The sequence below is a fragment of the Streptomyces sp. NPDC048337 genome (genome assembly GCF_043201175.1).
GTDB lineage: Bacteria > Actinomycetota > Actinomycetes > Streptomycetales > Streptomycetaceae > Streptomyces.
On the sequence record NZ_JBICYR010000018.1, the window covers coordinates 106701 to 128572 of the forward strand.

A 21872-nucleotide genomic window follows, 5' to 3' on the forward strand; every position below is an offset into this window, starting at 1 on the left:
CGATCCAGGGCCTGCGCCCACCGGCGGTCGCCCGGCGCGGACTGGCCTGACCCCGGTCGGCGGCCTGACGGCCGCCGGCCGGCGCGGACTGGCTACTTGCCGACTTCCTTCGTCACCAGGGCGATGGCCTCGTCCACGTCGTCCGTGACGTGGAAGAGGTAGAGGTCCTTCTCCGAGGCCTTGCCCTGGGCGATCACCGTATTGCGCAGCCAGTCGATCAGGCCGCTCCAGTACTCCGTGCCGAAGAGCACGATCGGGAAGCGGGTGATCTTCTGGGTCTGCACCAGGGTCAGCGCCTCGAACAGCTCGTCCAGCGTGCCCAGACCGCCCGGCAGGACCACGAAGCCCTGGCTGTACTTCACGAACATCGTCTTGCGGACGAAGAAGTACCGGAAGTTCAGCCCGAGGTCGACGTGCTGGTTGAGCCCCTGCTCGAAGGGGAGCTCGATGCCGAGGCCGACCGAGATCCCGTTGGCCTCCCGGGCTCCCTTGTTGGCCGCCTCCATCGCGCCGGGCCCGCCGCCGGTGATCACCGCGAAGCCGGCGTCGACGAGCGCGCTCCCGATCCGGACGCCCGCCTCGTACTCGGGCGTGCCCGCGGCGGTCCGGGCGGAGCCGAACACGCTGATGGCGGGCGGCAGCTCGGCCAGCGTCCCGAAGCCCTCGATGAACTCCGACTGGATGCGCAGGACCCGCCAGGGATCGGTGTGCACCCACTCGGAGGGCCCGGCCGAATCCAGCAGCCGCTGGTCGGTCGTACTGCCCGCCTTGATCTGGCTCCGCCTCCTCAGCACCGGCCCGAGCTGCTGCTCCTCGGGCCGGCGACGGGCGGAGTCTTCGGGGTTGCCCATGATGTGCTCCCTCCTGCTGATCGTTGGATCAGGGTAGGCGCACGAAGGTGACGTGAAGGGGAATTTACGAGGTCAGCCAGGCGCGGAGTCGTTCCTCGCAGTGCAGGATCGCCTTCGTCTCGACGCGTTCGTCGACCTTGTGGGCCAGGAGGGCGTCGCCCGGGCCGTAGTTGACCGCCGGAACGCCCAGGGCGCTGAAGCGGGAGACGTCCGTCCAGCCGAACTTGGGCATGGCGCGGCCGCCGACCGCCTCCATGAAGGCCGCGGCCGCCGGGTGGGAGAGGCCGGGGAGGGCGCCGCCGGAGGAGTCGTCGATCACGAACTCGGCGATGTCGCAGTCCGCGAAGACCTCCCGGACGTGGGCGATGGCGTCGGCCTCGCTGCGGTCCGGGGCATAGCGGAAGTTGACCGTCACCGTGCACGCGTCGGGGATGACGTTGTTGGCGACGCCGCCCTCGATGCGGACGGCGTTGAGGCCCTCGTGGTACTCCAGGCCGTCGATGACCGGCTTGCGGGGCTCGTAGGCGGCGAGCTTGGCCAGGATCGGGCTCGCGGCGTGGATGGCGTTGGCGCCCATCCAGCTGCGGGCGGAGTGGGCGCGCTCGCCCTTCGTGCGGAGCAGGACGCGCAGGGTGCCCTGGCAGCCGCCCTCGACCTCGGCGTTGGAGGGCTCCAGGAGCACCGCGAAGTCGCCGGTCAGCCAGTCGGGGTGGGCCTCGGCGACCTTGCCGAGACCGTTGAGGTCGGCGGCGACCTCCTCCTGGTCGTAGAAGACGAAGGTGAGGTCCCGGTTCGGCTCGGGCACGGTCGCCGCGATGCGCAGCTGGACGGCGACACCGGACTTCATGTCGGTCGTGCCGCAGCCCCACAGGACGTCGTTCTCGTCGAGGCGGGAGGGGACGTTGTCCGCGATCGGCACGGTGTCCAGGTGGCCGGCGAGGACCACGCGCTCGGCCCGGTCCAGGTTCGTGCGGGCGACGACGTTGTTGCCGTAGCGGTCCACGCTGAGGTGCGGCAGGGCACGCAGCGCGCTTTCCACGAGATCGGCGAGTACCTTCTCGTCGCCGCTCACGGAGGGAATGTCGACGAGCCGGGCGGTCAGCTCGGCGGCGTCCAGGGTGAGGTCCAGCTCGGATTCGGGCATGAACCGACCCTAACGCCCCGGGATGGGGCGCAGCCTCGAGCGTCCGGCCGGTGGACGCGTCATATGCCTCAAGTACGGTGGGCCGCGTGTCCGAGACCCGTGATCCACGCCCCCGTCGCCGCAGGCCGTTCCGTACGGCGGTCGGTCTGCTCGTCCTGATCGCGGTGATCGGTTATTTCGCCGTGCAGCGGTACTCCAACGGCGGGGCGGGCGCCCCGTACTGCACGGCCACCGCGACCGCGTCCGGCTCGGACGGCACGGTGCAGAGGTACGAGATGACCCCGGAGCAGGCGGCGAACGCGGCGACGATAGCCGCCGTCGGCATCTCCAAGGGGCTGCCGGACCGGGCGGTGACCATCGCGCTGGCGACGGCGATGCAGGAGTCGGCGCTGCGCAACCTCGACCACGGCGACCGGGACTCGCTGGGCCTGTTCCAGCAGCGGCCCTCGCAGGGCTGGGGGACCCCGGAGCAGATCAGGGACCCGGTGTACTCGGCCGGGATCTTCTACGACCACCTCGTCGACGTGCCGGGGTACTCGCGGCTGCCGCTGACGGTGGCCGCGCAGAAGGTGCAGCGCAGCGGCTTCCCGCAGGCGTACGCGAAACACGAGACGGACGCGACGGTGCTGACGGCGGCCTTCGGCGAGGGCGGTACGCCGGCCACGCTGTCCTGTTCCGGGCCGGCCCCGCAGCCGGGCAATCCGGACAAGGTGCGCGAGGAGCTGGCCCGTGCCTTCGGGAAGGACGCGCTGACCGGCAGCCGGGACGGCGCGGCGACCGGGCACAAGGGCTCGGACCGGGCGACGGAGACCGAGGTCAACCTGCAGCTGAAGCGGGACGGCGGTGCGGGCGAGGCGCGCCGCGGCAGGGCGATGGCGCACTGGGCGGTGGCCCGGTCGCAGGAGCTGGGCATCGCTCGGGTCTCCTACGACAGGTCGGCCTGGATCGCGGGCAGCGGGCGGGGCCAGTGGCAGGTCAAGGGCGGCAACGGCGCCAAGGACGGCGACGGGGACCCGCACAACTCGGGGCCGGACGAGGTCCGGATCTTCATCGCCCGCTAGCGCGTACGAGGGATCACTCCTGCGGGGGTGGTCGCGGTGGCGGGCCGAGGGGTCCCGGGCCGGACAGAAGGCCTGGTGGGCGCGCATCCAATGCGCTTGTCGCGGAAGCCGATTAAAAGATGCGTTGCGCATCCTTTACCTACCGGGTCCGCAACTCCACCCGCCCCACGAGCGGTTGTACACGGCGTACTCAGCCGCTACCGCTTAGGAGCATCATGTCCCTCCCCCTGACCCGTCGGATCGCCCGTGCCGCGCTGCTGCTCGCAGCCGGGGCAGCGCCCGTGGTCGGTGCGGCCGGCGCGGCCAGCGCAGCGGACGCCCCCGACGCCGCGGCTGCCACGGCCGCGACGGCCGCGGACACCGCGAGCAGCGCCGTCGAGGCCGTTCCGGCGGCCGCTCCGGCCGCCGACGTGGCCGGCAAGGCGAGCGGCCTGCTGGGCGGTCTGCCCGCCGCGCAGGAGCTGCCGGTGAGCGACCTGCCGGTGAACGAGCTGCCGGTCAACGAGCTGCCGCTGGCCGGTGGCGGCCTGCCCGGCGGTCTGACCGGCGGCCTTCCGGGTGGCCTGCCGCTCGGCTGATCACCGTAGAGACCCCGAAGGGGCCGGGAGTGCGAACTCCCGGCCCCTTCGGGCTGTCCGGACGGTGACGGTCAGCCGAGCCGCTTGACGGCGGCCTCGACCCGCTCGTCGGTGGCGGTGAAGGCCACGCGCACGAACCGCGCGCCCGCCTCGCCGTAGAAGTCTCCCGGCGCGACCAGGATGCCCAGCCCCGCGAGGTAGGCGACGGTGTCCCAGCAGGGCTCGTCGCGGGTCACCCACAGGTAGAGGCTGGCCTCGCTGTGCTCGACCCGGAAGCCGTGCGCCTCCAGGGCGGTGCGCAGCGCCGTGCGGCGGGCGGCGTAGCGGGCCCGCTGCTCCTCCACGTGCGCGTCGTCGCCGAGGGCGGCGACCGTGGCGGCCTGCACCGGGGCGGGGGTCATCATGCCGCCGTGCTTGCGGATCTCCAGCAGCTCGCCGAGCACGTCGGCGTCACCGGCGATGAAGGCCGCCCGGTAACCGGCCAGGTTGGACCGCTTGGAGAGGGAGTGGACGGCGACGATGCCCTCGTACGAACCCCCGCAGACGTCGTCGTGGAGGACGGAGACGGGCTCGGCCTCCCAGCCCAGCTCCAGGTAGCACTCGTCGCTGAAGAGCAGGATCCCGTGCTCGCGGGCCCAGGCCACGATCCGGATCAGGTCTTCCTTCGGGATGACCTTGCCGGTGGGGTTGGACGGGGAGTTGAGCCACAGCAGCTTCACGCCGGCCGGGTCGAGCTCGGTGGGGTCGTCGTAGACGACGGGCTCGGCGCCGCACAGCCGCGCGCCGACCTCGTACGTCGGGTAGGCGAGCCGCGGGTAGGCCACCTTGTCACCGGCGCCCAGGCCCAGCTGGGTCGGCAGCCAGGCCACGAGCTCCTTGGAGCCGACGACCGGCAGGACGTTGCGGTGCTCGGCGGCGCTCGCGCCGAGGCGGCCGCGCAGCCAGCCCGTGATCGCGTCGCGCAGGGCGGGCGTGCCCCACACCGTCGGGTAGCCCGGGGAGTCGGCGGCCTCGACCAGGGCGCGCTGGATCAGCTGCGGCACCGGGTCCACGGGCGTGCCGACCGACAGGTCGACGATGCCGTCCGCGTGGGCCGCCGCCGTCTTCTTGTACGGCTCCAGCTTGTCCCAGGGGAAGGCGGGAAGACGGTCGGATACTGCGGCCACGGTGGTCTCTGCTCTCTCTGGGTACTGGCTGGTAGCAGGTCGGAAAACGCCTCGGTCCCGTGCGGCGGGAAGGCCGTACGGGACCGAGGGGCGCTTCTGCCTGAAAGGTCAGTGCTCGCCGTTGATGCCGGCGGGCAGCGCAGCGATGAAGGGGTGGTCGCGCTCGATCAGGCCGAGCTTGGAAGCGCCACCGGGCGAACCGAGCTCGTCGAAGAACTCGACGTTCGCCTTGTAGTAGTCCTTCCACTCTTCCGGAGTGTCGTCCTCGTAGAAGATGGCCTCGACCGGGCAGACCGGCTCACAAGCACCACAGTCGACGCACTCGTCCGGGTGGATGTACAAGGACCGCTGGCCCTCGTAGATGCAGTCGACGGGGCACTCTTCGATGCATGCCTTGTCCTTGACGTCGACACAAGGCTCCGCGATGACGTAGGTCACGCTCTCGTTCCTCCTCGGTAGGGCTTTCCATATCGCGCGGGAGCGCGGCGTCGTCGATGCCCGCACCTAGTATCTCCGTTCCCGGGCACGATCCGAACAGGAGGGGCGGACAGAGCTGTGGAAATCACTGCCGGTGGGCTGCTGGAGGTCCGTATTACCCCAGCTGACGTGGGTAAGCGAGTCTCCGTACGACGGGTGGAGCAGGGGGAGAGCGGGGCGCCCTCCTTCACGGACACCGTAGGGGTTCTCACATCCTGGACCGAGGGTGTGCTGCTGATCACACAAAAGAATGGCAAGTCCGTCCGCATCGCGGAATCCTCGCTGGTAGCGGGCAAGGTCGTGCCCCCGGCGCCGGCCCGGCGGCGGGGTCCCGCGGCCTCCTTCGAGGAGCTCGCGCGGGTCGCGGCGCGCTCCTGGCAGCCGCTGGAGAGCGAGCCGCTGGGCGAGTGGACGCTGCGGGCGGCCGCCGGATTCACCCGGCGGGCCAATTCGGTGCTGCCGCTCGGCGAGCCCGGGATACCGCTGGACGATGCACTCGCGCGAGTGACCTCCTGGTACGCGGAACGAGGACTTCCGGCGTACGTGCAGGCGGCGACGGGGGCGGTCGGCACCCAGGAACTGCTGATCGCGGAGCTGGAGCGGCGCGGCTGGGCGGCCGAGGTGTCGGCGGAGGTACGGATCGGCGCGCTGGCGCCGGTGGCCGACGTGGACGCGCCCGCGGCCGGGGCCGTACGTCTGACCCGTACCCCGGACGAGGACTGGCTCGGGCGCTACGGCAAGGTCACCGACCCGGACGTGGCTCGGCGGATGCTGGTGGCCGGGCCGTCGGTGTGGTTCGCGTCGCTGGCCGGCGGCCGGGCGATCGGGCGGTGCGTGGTGGACGGGCGGTGGGCCGGTTTCGCGGCGGTGACCGTCGATCCCGCGCACCGGCGGGAGGGGCTGGCGACGGCGGTCATGGCCGCGCTGGCACGGCGGGCGCTGGAGGAGGGCGCGTCGGCCGCGTGGCTGCAGGTCGAGACGGACAACGCGGAGGGGCGGGGCCTGTACGACGCGCTGGGCTTCGCGACGCACCACTCCTACCACCACTACCGGGCGGCGCGGTGAGCCCGTCCTCGCGGGAGCGGTTCGCGGCGGAGGCCCGCTCGGAACGGCCGGACCTGTCGCTGCTGTGCCTGCTGCTGGCGATGGAGGCGGATCCGGAGCTGGACGAGCGGGTCGTGGACTGGGCGCAGATCGAGCTGGACCGGCTCGCCGGGATGCTGCCGTACGGGCTGCGGGGCGGGCGGGCCTGGGCCTCGGCGGTGACGGAGCTGCTGGGCGGTCGGCTCGGCTTCCACGGCACCCCGGCGGACTACGACAAGCTCTCCTCCTCCCTCCTGCACGAGGTGCTGCGGCGCCGTCGCGGCCTGCCGATCCTCCTGTCCGTCGTCTGGCTGGAGGTCGCCCGGCGGGCGGGGGCGCCGGTGTACGGGCTGGGGCTGCCGGGGCACTTCGTGGTGGGCTTCGGGGACCCGGAGGAGGGCGTGGTCGTGGACCCGTTCGCGGGCGGCGCGTCCCTGGGAGCGGGGCCGGCGGAACTGGCGGCGGCGCCGCGCACCCCGGCCCGGACCCTGGACATCGTCCTCCGGATCCTGAACAACATCCGCGCCTGGGCCTCCTCCCGCCCGGAGCAGTCGGGGGTGGCGCTGTGGGCGCTGGACCTGTCGCTGCTGCTGCCGTCGCATCCGGCGGTGTTGCGGTACGAGCGGGCGCGGCTGCTGGTCGAGCGGGGCTCCTTCCGGGAGGGGGCGGCGGAACTCGACGCGTACGCGGCCGTCGTGGCCGCGGTGGACTCGGCCGCCGCATCCCGCATCCACACCGAGGCCGCCTCTGCGCGTGCGCTGCTGAACTGACCCCCCGCTACGCGGGCCCTCCCGGGCTCCGCCCGCCCCCGCGCCTCAAACGCCGGCGGGGCTGGATGTGGCCGGCGTAGGCCGGGAAGTGCGCGCCGCGATGCGCCTGGCGAGGCTGGATTGCCCGCAGGGCAAATCCAGCCCCTCCGGCGTTTGAGGAGCGGGGTACGGGGCGGAGCCCCGGCAGCGGCGCCACACCGGCACAACCAGCCCCGCCGGCGTTTGAGGCGCCGCCGGAGGCGAATCCAGCCGCGCCGGCGTTTGAGGCGCGGGGGCCGGGGCGGAGCCCCAGGGCTCGGCGGAGCCGGGCTAGAGCCAGCCCTTGTCGCGGGCCACGCGAATCGCTTCGGCGCGGTTGCGCGCCGCCAGCTTCTGGATCGCCGTCGAGAGGTAGTTGCGGACCGTCCCCGGAGAGAGGTGGAGCCGCGCCGCCAGCTCGGCGTTCGTGGCCCCGGACTCCGCGGCCCGGAGGACCTCCCGTTCGCGGTCGGTCAGCGGGTTCGCGCCCTCCGCGAGGGCCGCCGCCGCCAGCGTGGGGTCGATGACCCGCTCCCCCGCCAGGACCTTCCGTACCGCGGCCGCCAGTTGCGCGGCCGGGGCGTCCTTGACCAGGAAGGCCGAGGCGCCCGCCTCCATCGCCCCGCGCAGGTAGCCGGGGCGCCCGAAGGTGGTGAGGATGACGATCCGGATCGAGGGGAGGGACGCACGGAGGGCCGCCGCCGCCTCGATGCCCGTCAGGCCCGGCATCTCGATGTCCAGCAGGGCGACGTTCACGTCGTGCGCGTGGGCCGCCGCCACCACCTCGTCGCCGCGGGCGACCTGCGCCAGCACCTCGATGTCCGGCTCCAGGCCGAGCAGCGCGGCGAGGGCCTCGCGGACCATCGACTGGTCCTCCGCCAGGAGGATGCGGATGGGGGCTGCTGCCGTCATGAGTCCGATCCTAGGGGGATGCGTGCGACGAGCCGGAAGCCGGTCTTGCCGGACGGGCCCGCCGACAGCGAGCCGCCGACCGCCTCCAGGCGTTCCGTCAGGCCCGTCAGGCCGTTGCCGGGCGGCGCCGCCGGGGCACCGCACCCGTCGTCCGCCACGGTCAGTTCCACGAATCGGCCCGCCAGGGTCTGCCGGTCGGTCAGCGTGACCGTGCACCGCTTCGCCCCGCTGTGCCGGACCACGTTCGTGACCGCCTCGCGCAGGGACCAGGCCAGGGCCGATTCCGCCTCCTCCGAGAGTTCCTCCGGGAGCTCGTGCGCCGCCTCGGGCGGGAGGACTGCCACGACGCCCGCCGCCGCCAGCGCGGTCCTGGCGCCCGCGAGTTCACCGGGCAGGGTGGGCCGCCGGTACCCGCTCACCGCCTCCCGTACGTCGACCAGCGCCTGCCGGCTGACCCGCTCGATGTCCGCCACCTGCTGGGCGGCGGCCTCCGGCTGCCCGGGCAGCATCCGGCCCGCCAGCTCGCTCTTCAGTGTGATCAGCGACAGCGAGTGGCCGAGCAGGTCGTGCAGGTCCCGGGCCATCCGCAGCCGTTCCTCGTTGGCCGCGAGCTGCGCCACCGTGGCCCGGGCCTCGCGCAGTTGGATGGTGGTCCGCAGCAGCGCGGCGACGCCCACCATCGCGAAGCCGCCCATCAGGGCCGGGATCAGCAGCCCCGCCAGGTAGGCGTCCCCGCCCGGGACCGCCAGGGCCGTGACCGTCATGAGCGCGGTCGCGCCCGGCACCGTCCAGCGGGAGATCTCCGGGGGCAGCGCGGCCCCCGAGGAGATGGCCACGTAGACGAAGAGCACGAGCCATTCGCGGCCCAGGGTCAGCGACAGGATCGTGGCCTGCGCGGAGAGCACCGCGACCGAGGCCAGGACCCGGGGGACGGCCATCTGCCGGACGGTGCGGAAGACCAGCACCAGGTACCAGGAGACGAAGGCCGCGAGGCCCAGGCCGCCGAGCAGCCGGGCCCCGAGGCTGTGTCCGCCGCTGATCAGGTCGGTGACGGGTGCGCTCAGGTAGAAGAGCCAGATGCTGATCCAGCAGGCCTTCACCACCTTCTGGCGGCGGTTTTCCGGCCGTTTGGCGATCTCGGGAAAGCCCCGGTCCGCCCGGTCCTCGTCTTCCTGCTTCAGCGCCACGGGTTCATGCCTTCAGAGAGTCCTTGCGGTACAGCCAGGCGGCGGCACCGGTGAACAGTACGAAGTACACGGCGAGGATCGCCACGTCCTTGACGTGCGGCGCGCCGCCCAGCTCGATGGCCTGGCCGAGGCCCGCGTAGGCGTGGGTCGGCAGCCACTCGCAGATGGTCCGCAGCCACTGCGGGAAGTTCGCGGTGGGCATCCACAGGCCGCCGAGGATGGACAGGCCGAAGTAGAACAGCATCGTGATGGGGCGGACGCTGTCGCCGCTGGCCAGGTATCCGATAGCCACGCCGAGCGCGGCGAAGACCAGGCTGCCGGCCCAGATCGCGCCGGTGAGGGCGAGCCACTGCCAGGCATCGAACCGTACGTCCTTCACGGCGGCCGCCACCGCGAAGACGACCAGGATGGAGGGGAGCGAGAGGACTCCGGCGCTGGCGGTCTTGGCCAGGACGTAGCCGCGGCCGGGGAGGGCGGTCAGCCGCAGCTGGCGGACCCAGCCCTTCTCGCGCTCCTTGGCGATGCGTTCGCTGTTGCCCATGAGGACGGCGGTCAGGGCGCCGAAGGAGGCCATGGCGACCATGTAGAAGGCGGGCATGGTCAGTTCGGTGCCCATGACCTTGGTGGTGCCGTCGAGGGTGCCGCCGAGCATCAGGAAGAGGGCGGCCGGGTAGAGGATCGTGAAGAAGAGGTACTTCTTGTTGCGCAGGGCCCGGGTGATTTCGAGCTTGATGAGGGCCAAAGAGGAAATGTTCAGCACTTCGAGGCCTCCTCGGTGAGGGCGATGAAGGCCTGTTCCAGGCCGAGGCCCGCGACCTCAAGGTTGCGGGGGTAGAGCCCGAGCGCGTACACGGCGTGGACGGTCGCGTCGGGGTCGGCGGACTGGAGCCGTACGGTCGCGCCGTGCCGCTCGTAGGCGGTGAGGGCGGGCAGGGCGCGGAGCATCTGCTCGTCCACGGCGTCCTGGCCGTCCAGGTCGAAGGAGATCTTCCGGGCGCCGGCCTTGGCCTTGATCTCGGCGGCGGTGCCGTCGGCGAGGAGCCGGCCCCTGTTGAGGACCAGCACCCGGTCGGCGATCGCGTCCGCCTCCTCCAGGTAGTGCGTCGCGAAGAGCACGGTGCGGCCCTGGGCGGCGTGTTCGCGCATCGTGGCCCAGAAGGCCTGGCGGGCGGTCACGTCCATGCCGGTGGTCGGCTCGTCGAGCACGATCAGGTCGCCCCGTCCGGCGGTGGCGAGGGCGAAGCGGACGCGCTGCTCCTGGCCGCCGGAGAGCTTGTTGACCATGCGGCCGGCGATCTCGGCGACTCCGGCGCGGGCCAGCACCTCGTCCACCGGGAGGGGGCGGGGGTGCAGGGAGCAGCCGAGCGCCACGAGTTCGCGTACGGTCACGTCCTCCATGAGGCCGCCGCTCTGCAGCATCGCACCGACCCGGCCGCCGGCGACGGCCTCGCGCGGGGTGGTGCCGAAGAGGCGTACGGAGCCGGAGTCCGCGGGGCGCAGCCCGAGGAGGAGGTCGAGGGTGGAGGACTTGCCGGCGCCGTTGGGGCCGAGGAGTGCGACGGTCTCGCCCGGGTGGAGCGTGAGGGAGAGGCCGTCGACCGCACGGACCGTGCCGTAGCTCTTGGTCACGTTCTCGAAGCGGACCACCGGGGCGGTGGGGGTGCCGGGTGCGGTTCCGGTGCCGGGCTGCGCGGGGCTTGTCGCGGTCGTGGTCATGGCCCCAGATTCCCCCGTACGGGGCCTTGCGCGGCAGTGTCGCGCGTCGTGGGTGCCGGATGACAGATGTCATGCCGCAGCCGCTGCGCGGGGCGCGTTTCCCCACGCAGCGGCTGCGGCGGCGGCTAGCTCGCGTTGGTGTCGATCACCACGGTGCGGTCGGCGGTGGTCTTGCCCCGCAGGGCCTTGCCGAGGGCTCCGGCGATGTCCTGCGGGGTGACCGCGGTCTTGGCGCCGGTGCCGCGGGTGATCGTGACCCCGTCGAAGGTGTTCCCGTAGGTCTCCTTCAGGGCCTCCAGGTCGAACTTCTCGACGAGGTGGCCGTCCACCGCCTGCATGCTGAGGATCTTCGGCAGGGACTTGCTGCCGAAGGCGATGGACTTGCCGCCGACCTTGACGACCGCGTTGGCGGACATCGCGGGCTCGGCGAACTCCTTCATGGCCCGGTTCAGTTCGGTCTCGTCGATGGACGGCGCCTTGGTGGTGACCGGCAGTTCGACCACGGCGGGCTTGCCGGTGGCGACCATGTCGCGGAAGGCCCGGGTGACCTTCTCGACGGAGGCGTCGGCGTCGAGGGTGGTGCCGGGGGTGCCCGGGACGGCCACGGGCTTGCCCGTGTCGAACTTGATCGTGCCCTCGGTGGCCGTCCCCGCGGTGCCGGCGAGCTCCTGGAGCGCGACCTGGAGCTTCTCCTCGTCGACGGGCATCACGGCGTCGGCCGTGCGCTCGTTGCCCAGGAGGGAGCCGATGACGGTGATCGGGTTGTAGTCGCTGCCCGCCGCGTTGCGGACGGTGGTCTGGGTGTCGAGGGTCAGGCCGGCCTTCTCGGGCTTCAGCTCGACCTGCTTGCCGCCGACGCTGAGCTGGAGCGGGGCGGCGGCGCGGGTTCCGAAGGCCGTCTGGAGCTTGGCGACGGCCTCGTCGCGGCTGCCGCTGATGTCGACGTCGAGCACGGTGGTGCCCTTGGGGACGTCGGAGTGGTTGAGGAGCAGGCCCGCGCCGTAGGCCACGCCGACGAGGGCCACGATGCCGCCGCCGAGGAGGACCAGCTTGGAGCGGCCCTTCTTGGCGGGCTTGGCGGTGGCCTTCTGCTGCGCGGGCACGGGGCGCGGGGCCGCGGGCTCGGGCCGGTCGAGGTCGGACACGGCGGGCCGCACCCCGGTCGGTCCGGGGCCGGGCACCTCGGGTCCGGGCCAGCGCGGCGCCTCGTCGGGGCGGGGCGCGCCGAGGGGGCCGGTCCCGAAGCCGGGGCCGCCCGTGGGGCCGGCGGGACCGGTCGGGGTGCCGCCGGGCGGGGTGCCGTAGACGGGGAAGGCCTCGGTGACGGGGCCGGTGTCGTCCTGGCCGGGGCCGTAGGCCGGGAAGCCCTGGGTGGCCCCGACACCGGGGCCGCCGGGGACGCCGGGGCGCGGGGCCGCGGGGGCGGCGGCCTGGGCGAAGCCCTGGCTGAAGTCGGAGACCGGCGGCGCGGGGGTGCGTACGGGCGGCGGGAAGCCCGCGTCCGGCCCGGCCGGCGGCTGCGGGGCGCCCACCCGGGTGCCCGGTGCGGGGGCCGGAGGCCCGACGGGGCCCGCCCCCTGGCCCGGAAGCGGAACCGGAGCCGGGGACGCCGCCGGCGGCGGTGTGGGCGTCTTGCGCGGGGCGAACCAGTTGCTGGCCGGCTGCTCGCCCCCGGCCGGGCCGCCGCCCTGCTCGCGGGCGGGCTCTTCCTCGGCCTGGATCCGCGTCGGCAGCGGCTGCTTCGGCCGCTGCGCGAGCTCCGGCCCGGGTCCTTCCGGCGCCGTCGGGCGGGCCTCGGGCTCGGCGCTCGACGGGTCGGAGTTGGTGCCCATGGCCTTGCGGACGACCACCGGCGGGATCGGCCGCGAACCCGGGATGTTGATCCGGATCCGGGTCGTCAGGGTGGTCTCGGTCTTGGGCCCGTCGGCATCGGGCGTAGACGGCTTCGAGGTCACAGCGTTCTCCTGGCCGGTTCCGTACGGCGGTGTACCCGGGGGGTACGCGGTTCCACCGCGCCCCTGGGGCCCGGAGGACGAACTGTCAGTTTCACGACTCAAGGCAGGTTCTCCCGGTTGGCTCCGCCGCCCGTCATACCGTGCGCGGGCAGCTCGGCGGCCCGTCCACCATACTGGCCGCCGCCCGTACGCAACTGACCCCCGGGAATCAGGGGTTCCTCATTGCCCCCGTCCGATGGGGTGCGAGCGCCCCGCGAGCCCCCCGCGCGCCCCCCTGGGCCGGTCCCCCGACGGGGTCCGACACCACGTCACTTGGCAGGCCTGGCGGCCGAAACCGGCCGGTCCAGCGGCCCGCGCACCGTGGCGCACATCACAGCGAAGACCGTTCCCCCCAAAAGGTATGCGTACATACCGATTCCGGACGAACTGAGCAGGAAGTCCCCCTCGGGGCGCGGAAGGCTGAGCACCACGTACGAGAGGAACCAGCCGGCCGCCGCCCCGCCCACCCCGAGCCCCACCCCGAGGGCGATCCGCCCGCCGAGGAACAGGCCGAGGACGGCGAGCAGCCCGAGCACCAGGCCGCCGGGGAACCACAGGTCCACCACCAGCCACCCGGCCGCACCGGTCAGCGCGCCCGCGACCAGCAGGCCGAGGCAGCCTGCGATCCGTCCCGGCGTCAGCGCCGTGGTCACGCGCCCACCCCCGCGAAGAGGTCGTGTTCGCGCTCGCCCGCCGGTACGCCCGGGCGGCCCTCGACGAGTTCGTAGTACTCCCGGGCGAACAGCGGCTGCGCCAGGTCGTTGGAGAGGGCGAAGAAGGGCCCGTCCACGGCGATCTGGGTGGCGTGGGCCCGCATGGCGGCCGCCTTCGCCGCGACGAACTCCTCGGGGGCGTCGATCTCGGCGGTGATCCGCTCGTCGGCGACGACCCCGGGGACGTCCTTCGGCGAGGCCAGCCCCGGGAAGGGTGTGGTGCCGGCCGCGCGGAGCCGGGCGAAGCCCTCCTCGACCACCGAGACGGGCACGCGGTTCCAGTAGATCTTCCCGATCGCGTGCGGCTCGCCGAGGTCGCGCCGGTAGGCGGATTCCGCGGCCAGTTCGGCGGCGCGCATGGCGACGCGGTGGGCCTGGATGTGGTCGGGGTGGCCGTATCCGCCGTCCGGGTCGTACGTGACGAGCACCTGCGGGCGCACCTCCCGGATCACCTCGACGAGGTGGGAGGCGGCCTCGTCCACGTCGGCGGACCAGAAGGCCTCGGGGCGGTCGTTCTGCGGGGCGCCCATCATCCCGGAGTCCCGGAAGCGGCCGGGGCCGCCGAGGAACCGGTGGTCGGTGACGCCCAGTTCGGCCATGGCGGCGGCGAGCTCGCCGACGCGGTGGGCGCCGAGCGCGTCGTCGCGGTCGGCCGCCAGGTGGGCGAGCCCGGGCGGGATGACCTCCCCCTCCTCACCGAGGGTGCAGGTCACCAGGGTGACGTGGGCGCCCTCGGCCGCGTACTTGGCCATGGTGACGCCGTTGTTGATCGACTCGTCGTCCGGGTGCGCGTGCACGAGGAGCAGACGACGGGCGGGAAGACCGTTCATGGGAGCAGCCTACGAGGCCTGACTCAGAACTTGAGCCCACTGATCATGCTGGCCACGTTGGACGTCAGCTGGCTCAGGGTGGGGGCGATGGTGGAACTCGCCAGGTAGAAACCGAGGAGCACACAGACCACCGCGTGTCCCGCCTTCAGGCCCGACCTTCGGACCAGCAGGAATACGACGATCGCCAGCAGCACCACGGCCGAGATCGAGAGTGCCACGGCGTTTCACCTCCACGTCGAGCGGACATCGGTACGCGTATTCGTGCTCGGCGAGAGTCATACCCACCGTGCGCTACGGATCATAACTTTCCGTGCCAGCGCATCGATCGAAATCCGGCAGCACAAGGGGCGCACGCCGCGCATGGGCGGGGTCACGGGGGTGGCCGGCCGGAGGTCCGTACGCCCCTCCGGCCGGCTGTCGGCACCCGCACGGCCGCACGTCACCAGGCTGCATGCCCTGGATCTCGGGTCAGAAACGGTCAAGTTGCCCCCGTGTAAACGGCGTTGCCGTGGCATATCCACGGGTGGCTCAAAATGATCGGTCCGTATCAGTCCTTGGTCAGCGGACCAGGCGGCGGGCCCGGCGGCGGCTCCGAGGGCGGGACCACCTGCTTCTCCGCCGCGAAGTGGCAGGAGGAGGGATGGGCCGCCGGACCCGACGGGAAGACCGCCGGAACCGCGAGCAGCGGCACCTCCACCACGCACCGCTCCTGGGCCTTCCAGCAGCGCGTGCGGAAGGGGCAGCCGGACGGCGGGTTGGCCGGGGAGGGCACGTCGCCGGAGAGGATGATCCGCTCCCGGCGGGCGCGGGCCTCCGGGTCGGGCACCGGCACGGCCGAAAGCAGCGCCTGCGTGTACGGGTGGGTGGGGTGGTCGTAGATCTGCGTGTCCGAGCCGATCTCGACGATCCGGCCGAGGTACATGACCCCGACCCGGTCGGAGATGTGCCGGACGATCGAGAGGTCGTGCGCGATGAAGACGTACGACAGGTCGAACTCGTCCTGGAGCCGCTCCAGCAGGTTGATGACCTGGGCCTGTACGGAGACGTCCAGCGCGGAGACCGGCTCGTCGGCCACGATGACCTCGGGCCGCAGGGCCAGGCCCCGGGCGATGCCGATGCGCTGGCGCTGGCCGCCGGAGAACTGGTGCGGGTAGCGGTTGATGTATTCGGGGTTGAGGCCGACCACGTCCAGCAACTCCTGGACCCTGCGCCGCCGGTCGCCCTTCGGGGCGACCTCGGGGTGGATCTCGTACGGCTCCCCGATGATGTCGCCGACCGTCATACGCGGGTTGAGCGAGGTGTACGGGTCCTGGAACACCATCTGGATGTTGCGGCGGACGGCCTTCAGGGCGCGCCCGGACAGCTTGGTGATGTCCTCGCCCTTGTACGAGATCGCGCCCGCGGTCGGCCGTTCCAGGTTGACCAGCATCCTGGCCACGGTGGACTTCCCGCAGCCGGACTCGCCGACGATGCCGAGCGTCTCGCCGGCGCGCAGGTCGAAGGAGACCCCGTCCACGGCCTTGACCGCGCCGATCTGCTTGCGGAAGACGATGCCCTGGGTCAGCGGGTAGTGCTTGACCAGGTCCTTCACTTCGAGAAGGGACTCAGCCATGGAGGCACTCCTTCCAGAAGTGGCAGGCGCTGGTCCGCGGCACCGGCGACTCGGTCACCGCGTAGAGCGGCGGCACGTCCGTACGGCAGACGGCCTGGGCCATCGGGCAGCGCGGGTTGAAGGCGCAGCCGGGCGGGATGGCGAGGAGGTTCGGCGGCAGGCCCTTGATGGCGTACAGCTCCTGGCCCTTCTGGTCGAGCCGCGGGATGGAGTCCAGCAGGCCGCGCGTGTACGGGTGCGCGGGCGCCTTGTAGATCTCGTGGACGGGGGCCGCCTCGACGATCCGCCCCGCGTACATCACGGCGATCTTGTCGGCGACGTCGGCGACCACGCCCAGGTCGTGGGTGATCAGGATGAGGCCCATGTTCAGTTCCCGCTGGAGCTCGGCCAGCAGGTCCATCACCTGGGCCTGGACGGTGACGTCCAGAGCCGTCGTCGGCTCGTCCGCGATGATCAGCGAGGGCTCCAGGGCCAGCGCCATGGCGATCATGATGCGCTGGCGCATGCCGCCCGAGAACTGGTGCGGGTAGTCCCCCACCCGCTGCTTGGCCGCCGGGATCTTCACCCGGTCCATCAGCTCGACGGCCTTGGCCCTGCCCTCCTTGCGGGACATCCCGCGGTGGACCTCGTACATCTCGCCGAGCTGCGCGCCCACGCTCAGTACGGGGTTCAGGGAGGAGAGCGCGTCCTGGAAGATCATGGCCATGTCGGCCCCGCGGATCTTGCGCCGCTCGTCCTCCTTCATCTTCAGCAGGTCGCGGCCCTTGAAGAGGATCTCGCCGCCCGCGATCCGCCCGGGCGGCATGTCGAGGATGCCCATGACCGCCTGGGCGGTGACCGACTTGCCGGAGCCGGACTCGCCGAGCACGGCGAGGGTCTCGCCCTCGTCCACCGAGTAGTCGACGCCGTTGACCGCCTTCGCGACTCCGTCGCGCGTCTTGAATTCCACGTGCAGGTCGCGGACTTCGAGCAGCATGTGCGGGGCTCCTCAGCGCAGCTTGGGGTCGAGGGCGTCGCGCACCGCGTCGCCGAGCATGATGAAGGCGAGCACGGTCAGGCTCAGCGCACCCGCCGGATAGAGCAGCATGTGCGGGGCGTTGCGGATCTGCGTGGCCGCGTTGGAGATGTCGATGCCCCAGGAGACCGTGGGCGGGCGCAGGCCCACGCCCAGGAAGGACAGCGTGGCCTCCAGGGCGATGTAGGTGCCGAGCGCGATGGTGGCGACGACGATGACGGGGGCGACGGCGTTGGGTGCGACGTGCCGCAGCAGCATGCGGCCGTTGCCCGCGCCGAGCGCCCGGGCCGCCTGGACGTAGTCGTTCTGCTTGGCGGTGATCACCGAGCCGCGGGCGATGCGGGCGAGCTGGGGCCAGCCGAGCAGCACGATGAAGCCGACCACGGGCCACACGGTGGTGCTGGTTACGACGGACAGGAAGACCAGGCCGCCGAGGATGACCGGGATGCCGAAGAAGATGTCGGCGACCCGGGAGAGCAGCGCGTCGCCCCACCCTCCGAAGAAGCCGGCGAGCCCGCCGAGCGCGGAACCGAGCAGGGCGACGCCGAGGGTGGCGCAGACGCCGACGGTGATGGAGGCGCGGGCCCCGTAGACGGTACGGGTGTACACGTCGCAGCCCTGGGTGTCGTAGCCGAAGGGGTGGCCGGGGGCGGAGCCCTGCTGGGACTTGGACAGCTCGCAGTGCAGGGGGTCGCCGCTCGCGATGACCTGCGGCCAGATGGCGATGATCACGAGGAAGAGGATCATCAGCGAGGAGATGATGAAGACGGGGTTGCGGCGCAGCTGGTGCCAGGCGTCCGACCACAGCGAGCGGGCCCGCTCCTGCGGTCCGGCCGGTCCGGTGGTCTTCGTGACGCCCTCGACGCTCTCGGCCTCCTGGAGTGCGAGGTCCATGGCGCCTCCCTGGCCGGTGGGGGACATGGCCTCGCGCGGGCGGGGGCCGACGGGGTCGTAGCCGCCGGGGCTTTCAGGACGCTCGGGACGCTCCGGGTCGGGCTCAGGCATAACGGATCCTCGGGTCCAGGACCGCGTAGAGCAGGTCGACGAGCAGGTTCGCCAGCAGGAAGACGATGACGAGGATGGTCACGAAGCCGACGACCGTGGGCGAGTTGTTGCGCAGGATGCCCTGGTAGAGCTGGTAGCCGACGCCGTGGATGTTGAAGATCCGCTCGGTGACGATGGCGCCGCCCATGAGGGCGCCGATGTCGGTGCCGATGAAGGTGACGACCGGGATGAGCGAGTTGCGCAGCAGGTGGCGGGTGATGACCCGGCGGCGCGGCAGGCCCTTGGCGACGGCCGTTCGGACGTAGTCGGCCTTGACGTTCTCGGCGATGGACGTCCGTGTGAGCCGGGTGACGTAGGCGAGGGAGACCAGCGCGAGCACGACGCCGGGCAGGATGAGCTCGTCGAAGGGGGCGTCCTGGGAGACGCTGGCCCGTTTGACCCAGTGCCATTTGACGGCGAAGACGAACTGGAGCAGGTAGCCCGTCACGAAGGTGGGGACCGAGATGACCACCAGCGTCAGCACCAGCACGGAGGTGTCGATGGCCTTGCCCCGGCGCAGTCCGCTGACGACGCCGAGGGTGATGCCGACGAGGATCTCGATGAGGATCGCGACGATGGTCAGGCGCAGGGTGACGGGGAATGACGTGGCCATCAGCTCGGTGACCTTCTGCCCGTTGAAGGCCGTCCCGAAGTCGCCCTGGAAGATCTGGCCCATGTAGTGGAGGTACTGCTCCCACAGGGGCCGGTCGAGGTAGAGGTCCTTGCGGATGCGCGCGGCGGTGGCGGGGTCGGGGGCCTTGTCGCCGAAGAGGGCCGCGACCGGGTCGCCGAGCGCGTACACCATGAAGAAGATCAGGAACGTGCTGCCGATGAACACCGGGATCATCTGGAGCAGCCGCCGGATCACATAACGTCCCATGGACTGCTCCAGGATCGATCCGTCGGAGGGGTCAGCTGACCTTGATCTCGTTGTAGACCGGGACGCTGAACTGGTTGAGCGTGACGTCCGAGATCCGCTCGGAGTGCCCGGCGCTGCCGTTCTGGTACCAGAGCGGGATGGACGGCATCTGCTCGGCGAGGATCTTCTCCGCGTCCTGGAACTTCGCGGTGGCCTTGGCGGCGTCGCTCTCCTGGTTGGCCTCGTCGACGAGCTTGTCGAAGTCCGGGTTGCTGAACTTGCCGTAGTTGGAGGAGGCGCCGGTGTAGTACAGCGGCTCCAGGAAGTTCTGGATCAGCGGGTAGTCGGCCTGCCAGCCGGAGCGGAAGGGGCCGGTCAGCTTGAAGGAGCTCTGCTGGTTGCGGAAGTCCGCGAAGGTGCCGACGGGGTTGACCGTGCAGACCGGGCCCTCGCCGATCGCGTTGTTGATGCTGTTGCAGACGGCGTCCATCCAGTCGCGGTGCGAGCCGGTGTCCACGTTGGACGTCAGGGTGACCTTGCCGCCGGGCAGCCCGCCCGCCTCCTGGATGAGCTTCTTGGCCGCCGCGGGGTCGAACTTGCAGGCGTCGCCGCAGAGCGTGGCGTTGAAGCCGCCCTTGTCGCCGAGGGCGGGCGAGGTCCAGTCCTTGGCGGGGGTGCGGGTGTCCCGGAAGATCTGCTTGGTGATCTCCTCGCGGTTGATCGCCATCGAGATGCCGCGGCGGACCTTCTCCATGCCCTCCTTGTTCCACTGGGGGTCGTACAGCGGGAAGGTGAGGGTCTGGATGATGAGGGCCGGCTGGTTGATGTAGCGGTCGCCGAGGTCGTTCAGTACGTTCTTCAGCTGCTGCGCGGGCACGTCGTCGACGAGGTCGAGGTTGCCGGAGATCAGGTCGGTGTAGGCGGTGTTGTTGTCGGTGTAGACCTTGAGGTCCACCCCGCCGTTCTGGGCCTTGTCCTCACCGGGGTACGCGTCCCACTTGCGCAGCTTCATCGCGGTGCCCTTGGTGTACGAGTCCACCGTGTACGGGCCGTTGCCGACGGGCTTGTTGAGCCAGCCGGCGTGGTCGGTGAAGAAGGCCTTGGGCAGGGGGGAGAAGGCCTGGTAGCCGAGGGTCTCGGGCCAGGTGGAGAACTTCGACTTCAGGGCGACGGTGAAGGTCTTGGGGTCCTTGACGACCAGGCCCTTCATCGTCTTCGACTTGGGCTCGCCGGACGCCGGGTGCACGTCCGCGTAGCCGACGATGTCCGAGAAGAACGGGGAGTTGTTCTGCTTGTTGCGCACGTCCGCCGCGTAGTTCCAGGCGTCCACGAAGGACTGGGCGGTGACCGGCTCGTCGTTGCTGAACTTCCAGCCGTCCTTCAGCGTGATCGTGAAGTTCTGGCTGTCGGTCGTGTCGATCTTCTCCGCGAGGAAGTTCTTCGCCTCGCCGGTCTTGGGGTCGTAGCGCTTGAGCCCCCGGAAGAGCATGTCGAGCACCTTGCCGCCCTGCACCTCGTTGGTGTTGGCCGGCTCCAGCGGGTTCTGGGGGTCACCCCAAGAGGAGCTGATGATTCCCGCGTCGCCGCCACCGCCTCCGCCGCCGTCGCTTCCGCCGCCGCAGGCCGTCGCCGCGAGGGCGACGGCCACCGCACATGCGGCCCACTGGGCGTGGGTGGCTCCGCGCATGGAGTGCCTCCTAGGGATCCCAAGACTTGCTTGGGGCCACTGTCACCCCATGCGGGGACTCGCACACTCATCGTTGGCCCGATTGCACCCGCACGTCACGCACCTTCACCCCTCCGAGTGCAAAGGCAGCTCCCAGGTGTCGACCGCGTAGTGCAGGCGCATGCCGTGCGCCTCGTAGAGCGCGAGTGCGCCGGTTTCGTTGTGGGTGTCCACGCCGAGGCCCACGGTGTCGCGGCCGCGGGCGGCATAGGCGGCGAAGCCGTGGCGCAGCAGGAACCCGCCGATGCCGCGGCCGCGCAGGTCCTTGCGTACGCCGATGTGGCTGAACCAGCCCATGCTCGTACGGTCGTCCCGGCTCAGCAGCACGGCCACGTCGCCCTCGCCGGGCAGGGAGGCGATCCAGACGAGGGACCAGTCGAGCCTGCGGGCGTCGAGGTGGTCGAGCCAGGGCTCGTACGCGCGGTGCGCGTGTCCGAAGTGCTCGGCGAAGGTCTCCTCGACCAGGGCGTGGGCGCGCCGCCGGTCGGCCTCGTCGGCGGCGCAGTGGCGCAAGGAAAGCCCTTCCGGCGTGGCCGGGGGGAGGTCGGAGCCCGGGTCCAGGGCACGGGTCATCACCTGGTAGCGGCGGACGCTGCGGTAGCCGCGTGCGGTGAGCAGGGAGAGGTCGAGGGTGGGTTCCACGTTGAGCTGCAGCCGCAGCCGTCCCCCCGCGGCTCCGGCGGCCATCTCACGGGCCCGGGCCTCCATCAGTTCCAGCAGCCGGACGGCGGCCTCGGGGTGGTCGGGCAGGACGTAGTGGTCGCCGTCGACCCGACCGGGCCCGGAGTCGGTCCAGACGAGCGCGTAGGCCACGAGCCGGCCGTCCTGGAAGGCCAGCCAGGAGTCGGTGGCCAGATCGACGTCGGGGTGGTTCAGGTCGGCTTCGACGCTGCCCAGGTCGGTCTCCGGGCGGCCGATCTCGACGACGTCGACGGCGTTGAGCAGCGCACATATGTCGGCGGCGTCCCCGGGCCCGGCGGGCCGGACGGTCAGGGCGGGCAGGACGGGCGTCTTGTCGGTCATCCGGCCACTGTCGGGCGGCGCGGAGGGCAGGCGCAACTGCCTTTCGGAAAGCGCCACTCCAGCCCCACCGGGCACGATCCGGCCCCGCAAATC

22 protein-coding genes are annotated in these 21872 nt (G+C 71.7%); 4 read left to right on the forward strand and 18 right to left on the reverse strand.

Annotation, left to right across the window (positions count from 1 at the left end; all coding sequences use genetic code 11):
• Window positions 1–92: 92 nt before the first annotated feature.
• Together ACGFYU_RS26360 and dapE are read right to left on the reverse strand one after the other, a co-directional pair.
• Window positions 93–851, reverse strand: a complete 759-nt coding sequence (locus ACGFYU_RS26360; protein WP_393829785.1) for a TIGR00730 family Rossman fold protein — start codon at window positions 849–851, stop codon at window positions 93–95.
• 64 nt (window positions 852–915) lie between these two features.
• Entirely contained in the window at window positions 916–1995 is a 1080-nt protein-coding gene (gene dapE / locus ACGFYU_RS26365) for a succinyl-diaminopimelate desuccinylase (RefSeq protein ID WP_393829786.1), read from the reverse strand.
• 86 nt (window positions 1996–2081) lie between these two features.
• Between dapE and ACGFYU_RS26370 the strand changes: the two genes are divergently transcribed.
• Together ACGFYU_RS26370 and ACGFYU_RS26375 are read left to right on the forward strand one after the other, a co-directional pair.
• Window positions 2082–3056 (forward strand): hypothetical protein, encoded by a 975-nt coding sequence (locus ACGFYU_RS26370; protein ID WP_393829787.1) that lies wholly within the window; start codon window positions 2082–2084, stop codon window positions 3054–3056.
• Between the two features lie 215 nt (window positions 3057–3271).
• Entirely contained in the window at window positions 3272–3634 is a 363-nt protein-coding gene (locus ACGFYU_RS26375; RefSeq protein WP_393829788.1) for an ATP-binding protein, read from the forward strand.
• 71 nt (window positions 3635–3705) lie between these two features.
• Here the strand turns inward: ACGFYU_RS26375 and dapC are convergent, their stop codons facing one another.
• Complete coding sequence (gene dapC / locus ACGFYU_RS26380) at window positions 3706–4800, reverse strand: succinyldiaminopimelate transaminase (RefSeq protein WP_393829789.1); 1095 nt, start codon at window positions 4798–4800, stop codon at window positions 3706–3708.
• A 108-nt stretch (window positions 4801–4908) separates the two neighbouring features.
• Window positions 4909–5238, reverse strand: coding sequence for a ferredoxin (gene fdxA / locus ACGFYU_RS26385; RefSeq protein WP_030713714.1), 330 nt, complete (start codon window positions 5236–5238; stop codon window positions 4909–4911).
• Window positions 5239–5355: 117 nt separating this feature from the next.
• On the opposite strand from fdxA, the gene ACGFYU_RS26390 reads away from it, so the two are divergent.
• The gene (locus ACGFYU_RS26390) at window positions 5356–6342 is read left to right on the forward strand and encodes a GNAT family N-acetyltransferase (RefSeq protein ID WP_393829790.1); all 987 of its coding nucleotides are present in this window, start codon (window positions 5356–5358) and stop codon (window positions 6340–6342) included.
• Window positions 6339–7130 carry a transglutaminase-like domain-containing protein gene (locus ACGFYU_RS26395; RefSeq protein WP_393829791.1) on the forward strand — a complete coding sequence of 264 codons (792 nt, stop codon included), beginning with the start codon at window positions 6339–6341 and terminating at the stop codon, window positions 7128–7130. Before ACGFYU_RS26390 ends, ACGFYU_RS26395 begins: the two co-directional genes overlap by 4 nt.
• Window positions 7131–7439: 309 nt before the next feature.
• Here the strand turns inward: ACGFYU_RS26395 and ACGFYU_RS26400 are convergent, their stop codons facing one another.
• The 14 genes from ACGFYU_RS26400 to ACGFYU_RS26465 form a co-directional block, all read right to left on the reverse strand.
• Entirely contained in the window at window positions 7440–8060 is a 621-nt protein-coding gene (locus ACGFYU_RS26400; protein WP_393829792.1) for a DNA-binding response regulator, read from the reverse strand.
• Entirely contained in the window at window positions 8057–9247 is a 1191-nt protein-coding gene (locus ACGFYU_RS26405) for a sensor histidine kinase (protein ID WP_393829793.1), read from the reverse strand. Before ACGFYU_RS26405 ends, ACGFYU_RS26400 begins: the two co-directional genes overlap by 4 nt.
• Before the next feature lie 4 nt (window positions 9248–9251).
• Entirely contained in the window at window positions 9252–10007 is a 756-nt protein-coding gene (locus tag ACGFYU_RS26410; protein WP_393829794.1) for an ABC transporter permease, read from the reverse strand.
• Window positions 10001–10963 (reverse strand): ABC transporter ATP-binding protein, encoded by a 963-nt coding sequence (locus ACGFYU_RS26415; RefSeq protein WP_393829795.1) that lies wholly within the window; start codon window positions 10961–10963, stop codon window positions 10001–10003. The genes ACGFYU_RS26410 and ACGFYU_RS26415 overlap by 7 nt, the downstream gene beginning before the upstream one ends.
• Before the next feature lie 125 nt (window positions 10964–11088).
• The gene (locus ACGFYU_RS26420; protein WP_393829796.1) at window positions 11089–12918 is read right to left on the reverse strand and encodes a hypothetical protein; all 1830 of its coding nucleotides are present in this window, start codon (window positions 12916–12918) and stop codon (window positions 11089–11091) included.
• A 308-nt stretch (window positions 12919–13226) separates the two neighbouring features.
• Window positions 13227–13610: a DUF6113 family protein gene (locus ACGFYU_RS26425; protein ID WP_393829797.1), complete on the reverse strand. Its 384-nt coding sequence runs from the start codon at window positions 13608–13610 to the stop codon at window positions 13227–13229.
• Window positions 13607–14500, reverse strand: a complete 894-nt coding sequence (gene mshB, locus ACGFYU_RS26430) for an N-acetyl-1-D-myo-inositol-2-amino-2-deoxy-alpha-D-glucopyranoside deacetylase (RefSeq protein ID WP_393829798.1) — start codon at window positions 14498–14500, stop codon at window positions 13607–13609. Before mshB ends, ACGFYU_RS26425 begins: the two co-directional genes overlap by 4 nt.
• A 23-nt stretch (window positions 14501–14523) precedes the next feature.
• Window positions 14524–14718: a hypothetical protein gene (locus tag ACGFYU_RS26435; RefSeq protein WP_053677094.1), complete on the reverse strand. Its 195-nt coding sequence runs from the start codon at window positions 14716–14718 to the stop codon at window positions 14524–14526.
• Between the two features lie 329 nt (window positions 14719–15047).
• Window positions 15048–16112: an ABC transporter ATP-binding protein gene (locus tag ACGFYU_RS26440; RefSeq protein WP_393829799.1), complete on the reverse strand. Its 1065-nt coding sequence runs from the start codon at window positions 16110–16112 to the stop codon at window positions 15048–15050.
• Entirely contained in the window at window positions 16105–17088 is a 984-nt protein-coding gene (locus ACGFYU_RS26445; RefSeq protein ID WP_393829800.1) for an ABC transporter ATP-binding protein, read from the reverse strand. Before ACGFYU_RS26445 ends, ACGFYU_RS26440 begins: the two co-directional genes overlap by 8 nt.
• Before the next feature lie 12 nt (window positions 17089–17100).
• Window positions 17101–18132 carry an ABC transporter permease gene (locus ACGFYU_RS26450; protein ID WP_393829801.1) on the reverse strand — a complete coding sequence of 344 codons (1032 nt, stop codon included), beginning with the start codon at window positions 18130–18132 and terminating at the stop codon, window positions 17101–17103.
• Complete coding sequence (locus ACGFYU_RS26455) at window positions 18125–19051, reverse strand: ABC transporter permease (protein WP_393829802.1); 927 nt, start codon at window positions 19049–19051, stop codon at window positions 18125–18127. The genes ACGFYU_RS26450 and ACGFYU_RS26455 overlap by 8 nt, the downstream gene beginning before the upstream one ends.
• Before the next feature lie 31 nt (window positions 19052–19082).
• Window positions 19083–20717, reverse strand: a complete 1635-nt coding sequence (locus tag ACGFYU_RS26460; RefSeq protein WP_393829803.1) for an ABC transporter substrate-binding protein — start codon at window positions 20715–20717, stop codon at window positions 19083–19085.
• 105 nt (window positions 20718–20822) lie between these two features.
• Window positions 20823–21779, reverse strand: a complete 957-nt coding sequence (locus ACGFYU_RS26465; protein ID WP_393829804.1) for a GNAT family N-acetyltransferase — start codon at window positions 21777–21779, stop codon at window positions 20823–20825.
• Window positions 21780–21872 lie beyond the last annotated feature (93 nt).

Bases quoted from the DNA above. Each gene is read 5' to 3' on its own strand.
- ACGFYU_RS26360 (WP_393829785.1), bottom strand. From the start codon at position 851: ATGGGCAACCCCGAAGACTCCGCCCGTCGCCGGCCCGAGGAGCAGCAG.
- dapE (WP_393829786.1), bottom strand. From the start codon at position 1,995: ATGCCCGAATCCGAGCTGGACCTCACCCTGGACGCCGCCGAGCTGACC.
- ACGFYU_RS26375 (WP_393829788.1), top strand. From the start codon at position 3,272: ATGTCCCTCCCCCTGACCCGTCGGATCGCCCGTGCCGCGCTGCTGCTC.
- ACGFYU_RS26400 (WP_393829792.1), bottom strand. From the start codon at position 8,060: ATGACGGCAGCAGCCCCCATCCGCATCCTCCTGGCGGAGGACCAGTCG.
- ACGFYU_RS26415 (WP_393829795.1), bottom strand. From the start codon at position 10,963: ATGACCACGACCGCGACAAGCCCCGCGCAGCCCGGCACCGGAACCGCA.
- mshB (WP_393829798.1), bottom strand. From the start codon at position 14,500: ATGAACGGTCTTCCCGCCCGTCGTCTGCTCCTCGTGCACGCGCACCCG.
- ACGFYU_RS26440 (WP_393829799.1), bottom strand. From the start codon at position 16,112: ATGGCTGAGTCCCTTCTCGAAGTGAAGGACCTGGTCAAGCACTACCCG.
- ACGFYU_RS26445 (WP_393829800.1), bottom strand. From the start codon at position 17,088: ATGCTGCTCGAAGTCCGCGACCTGCACGTGGAATTCAAGACGCGCGAC.
- ACGFYU_RS26450 (WP_393829801.1), bottom strand. From the start codon at position 18,132: ATGCCTGAGCCCGACCCGGAGCGTCCCGAGCGTCCTGAAAGCCCCGGC.
- ACGFYU_RS26455 (WP_393829802.1), bottom strand. From the start codon at position 19,051: ATGGGACGTTATGTGATCCGGCGGCTGCTCCAGATGATCCCGGTGTTC.
- ACGFYU_RS26460 (WP_393829803.1), bottom strand. From the start codon at position 20,717: ATGCGCGGAGCCACCCACGCCCAGTGGGCCGCATGTGCGGTGGCCGTC.
- ACGFYU_RS26465 (WP_393829804.1), bottom strand. From the start codon at position 21,779: ATGACCGACAAGACGCCCGTCCTGCCCGCCCTGACCGTCCGGCCCGCC.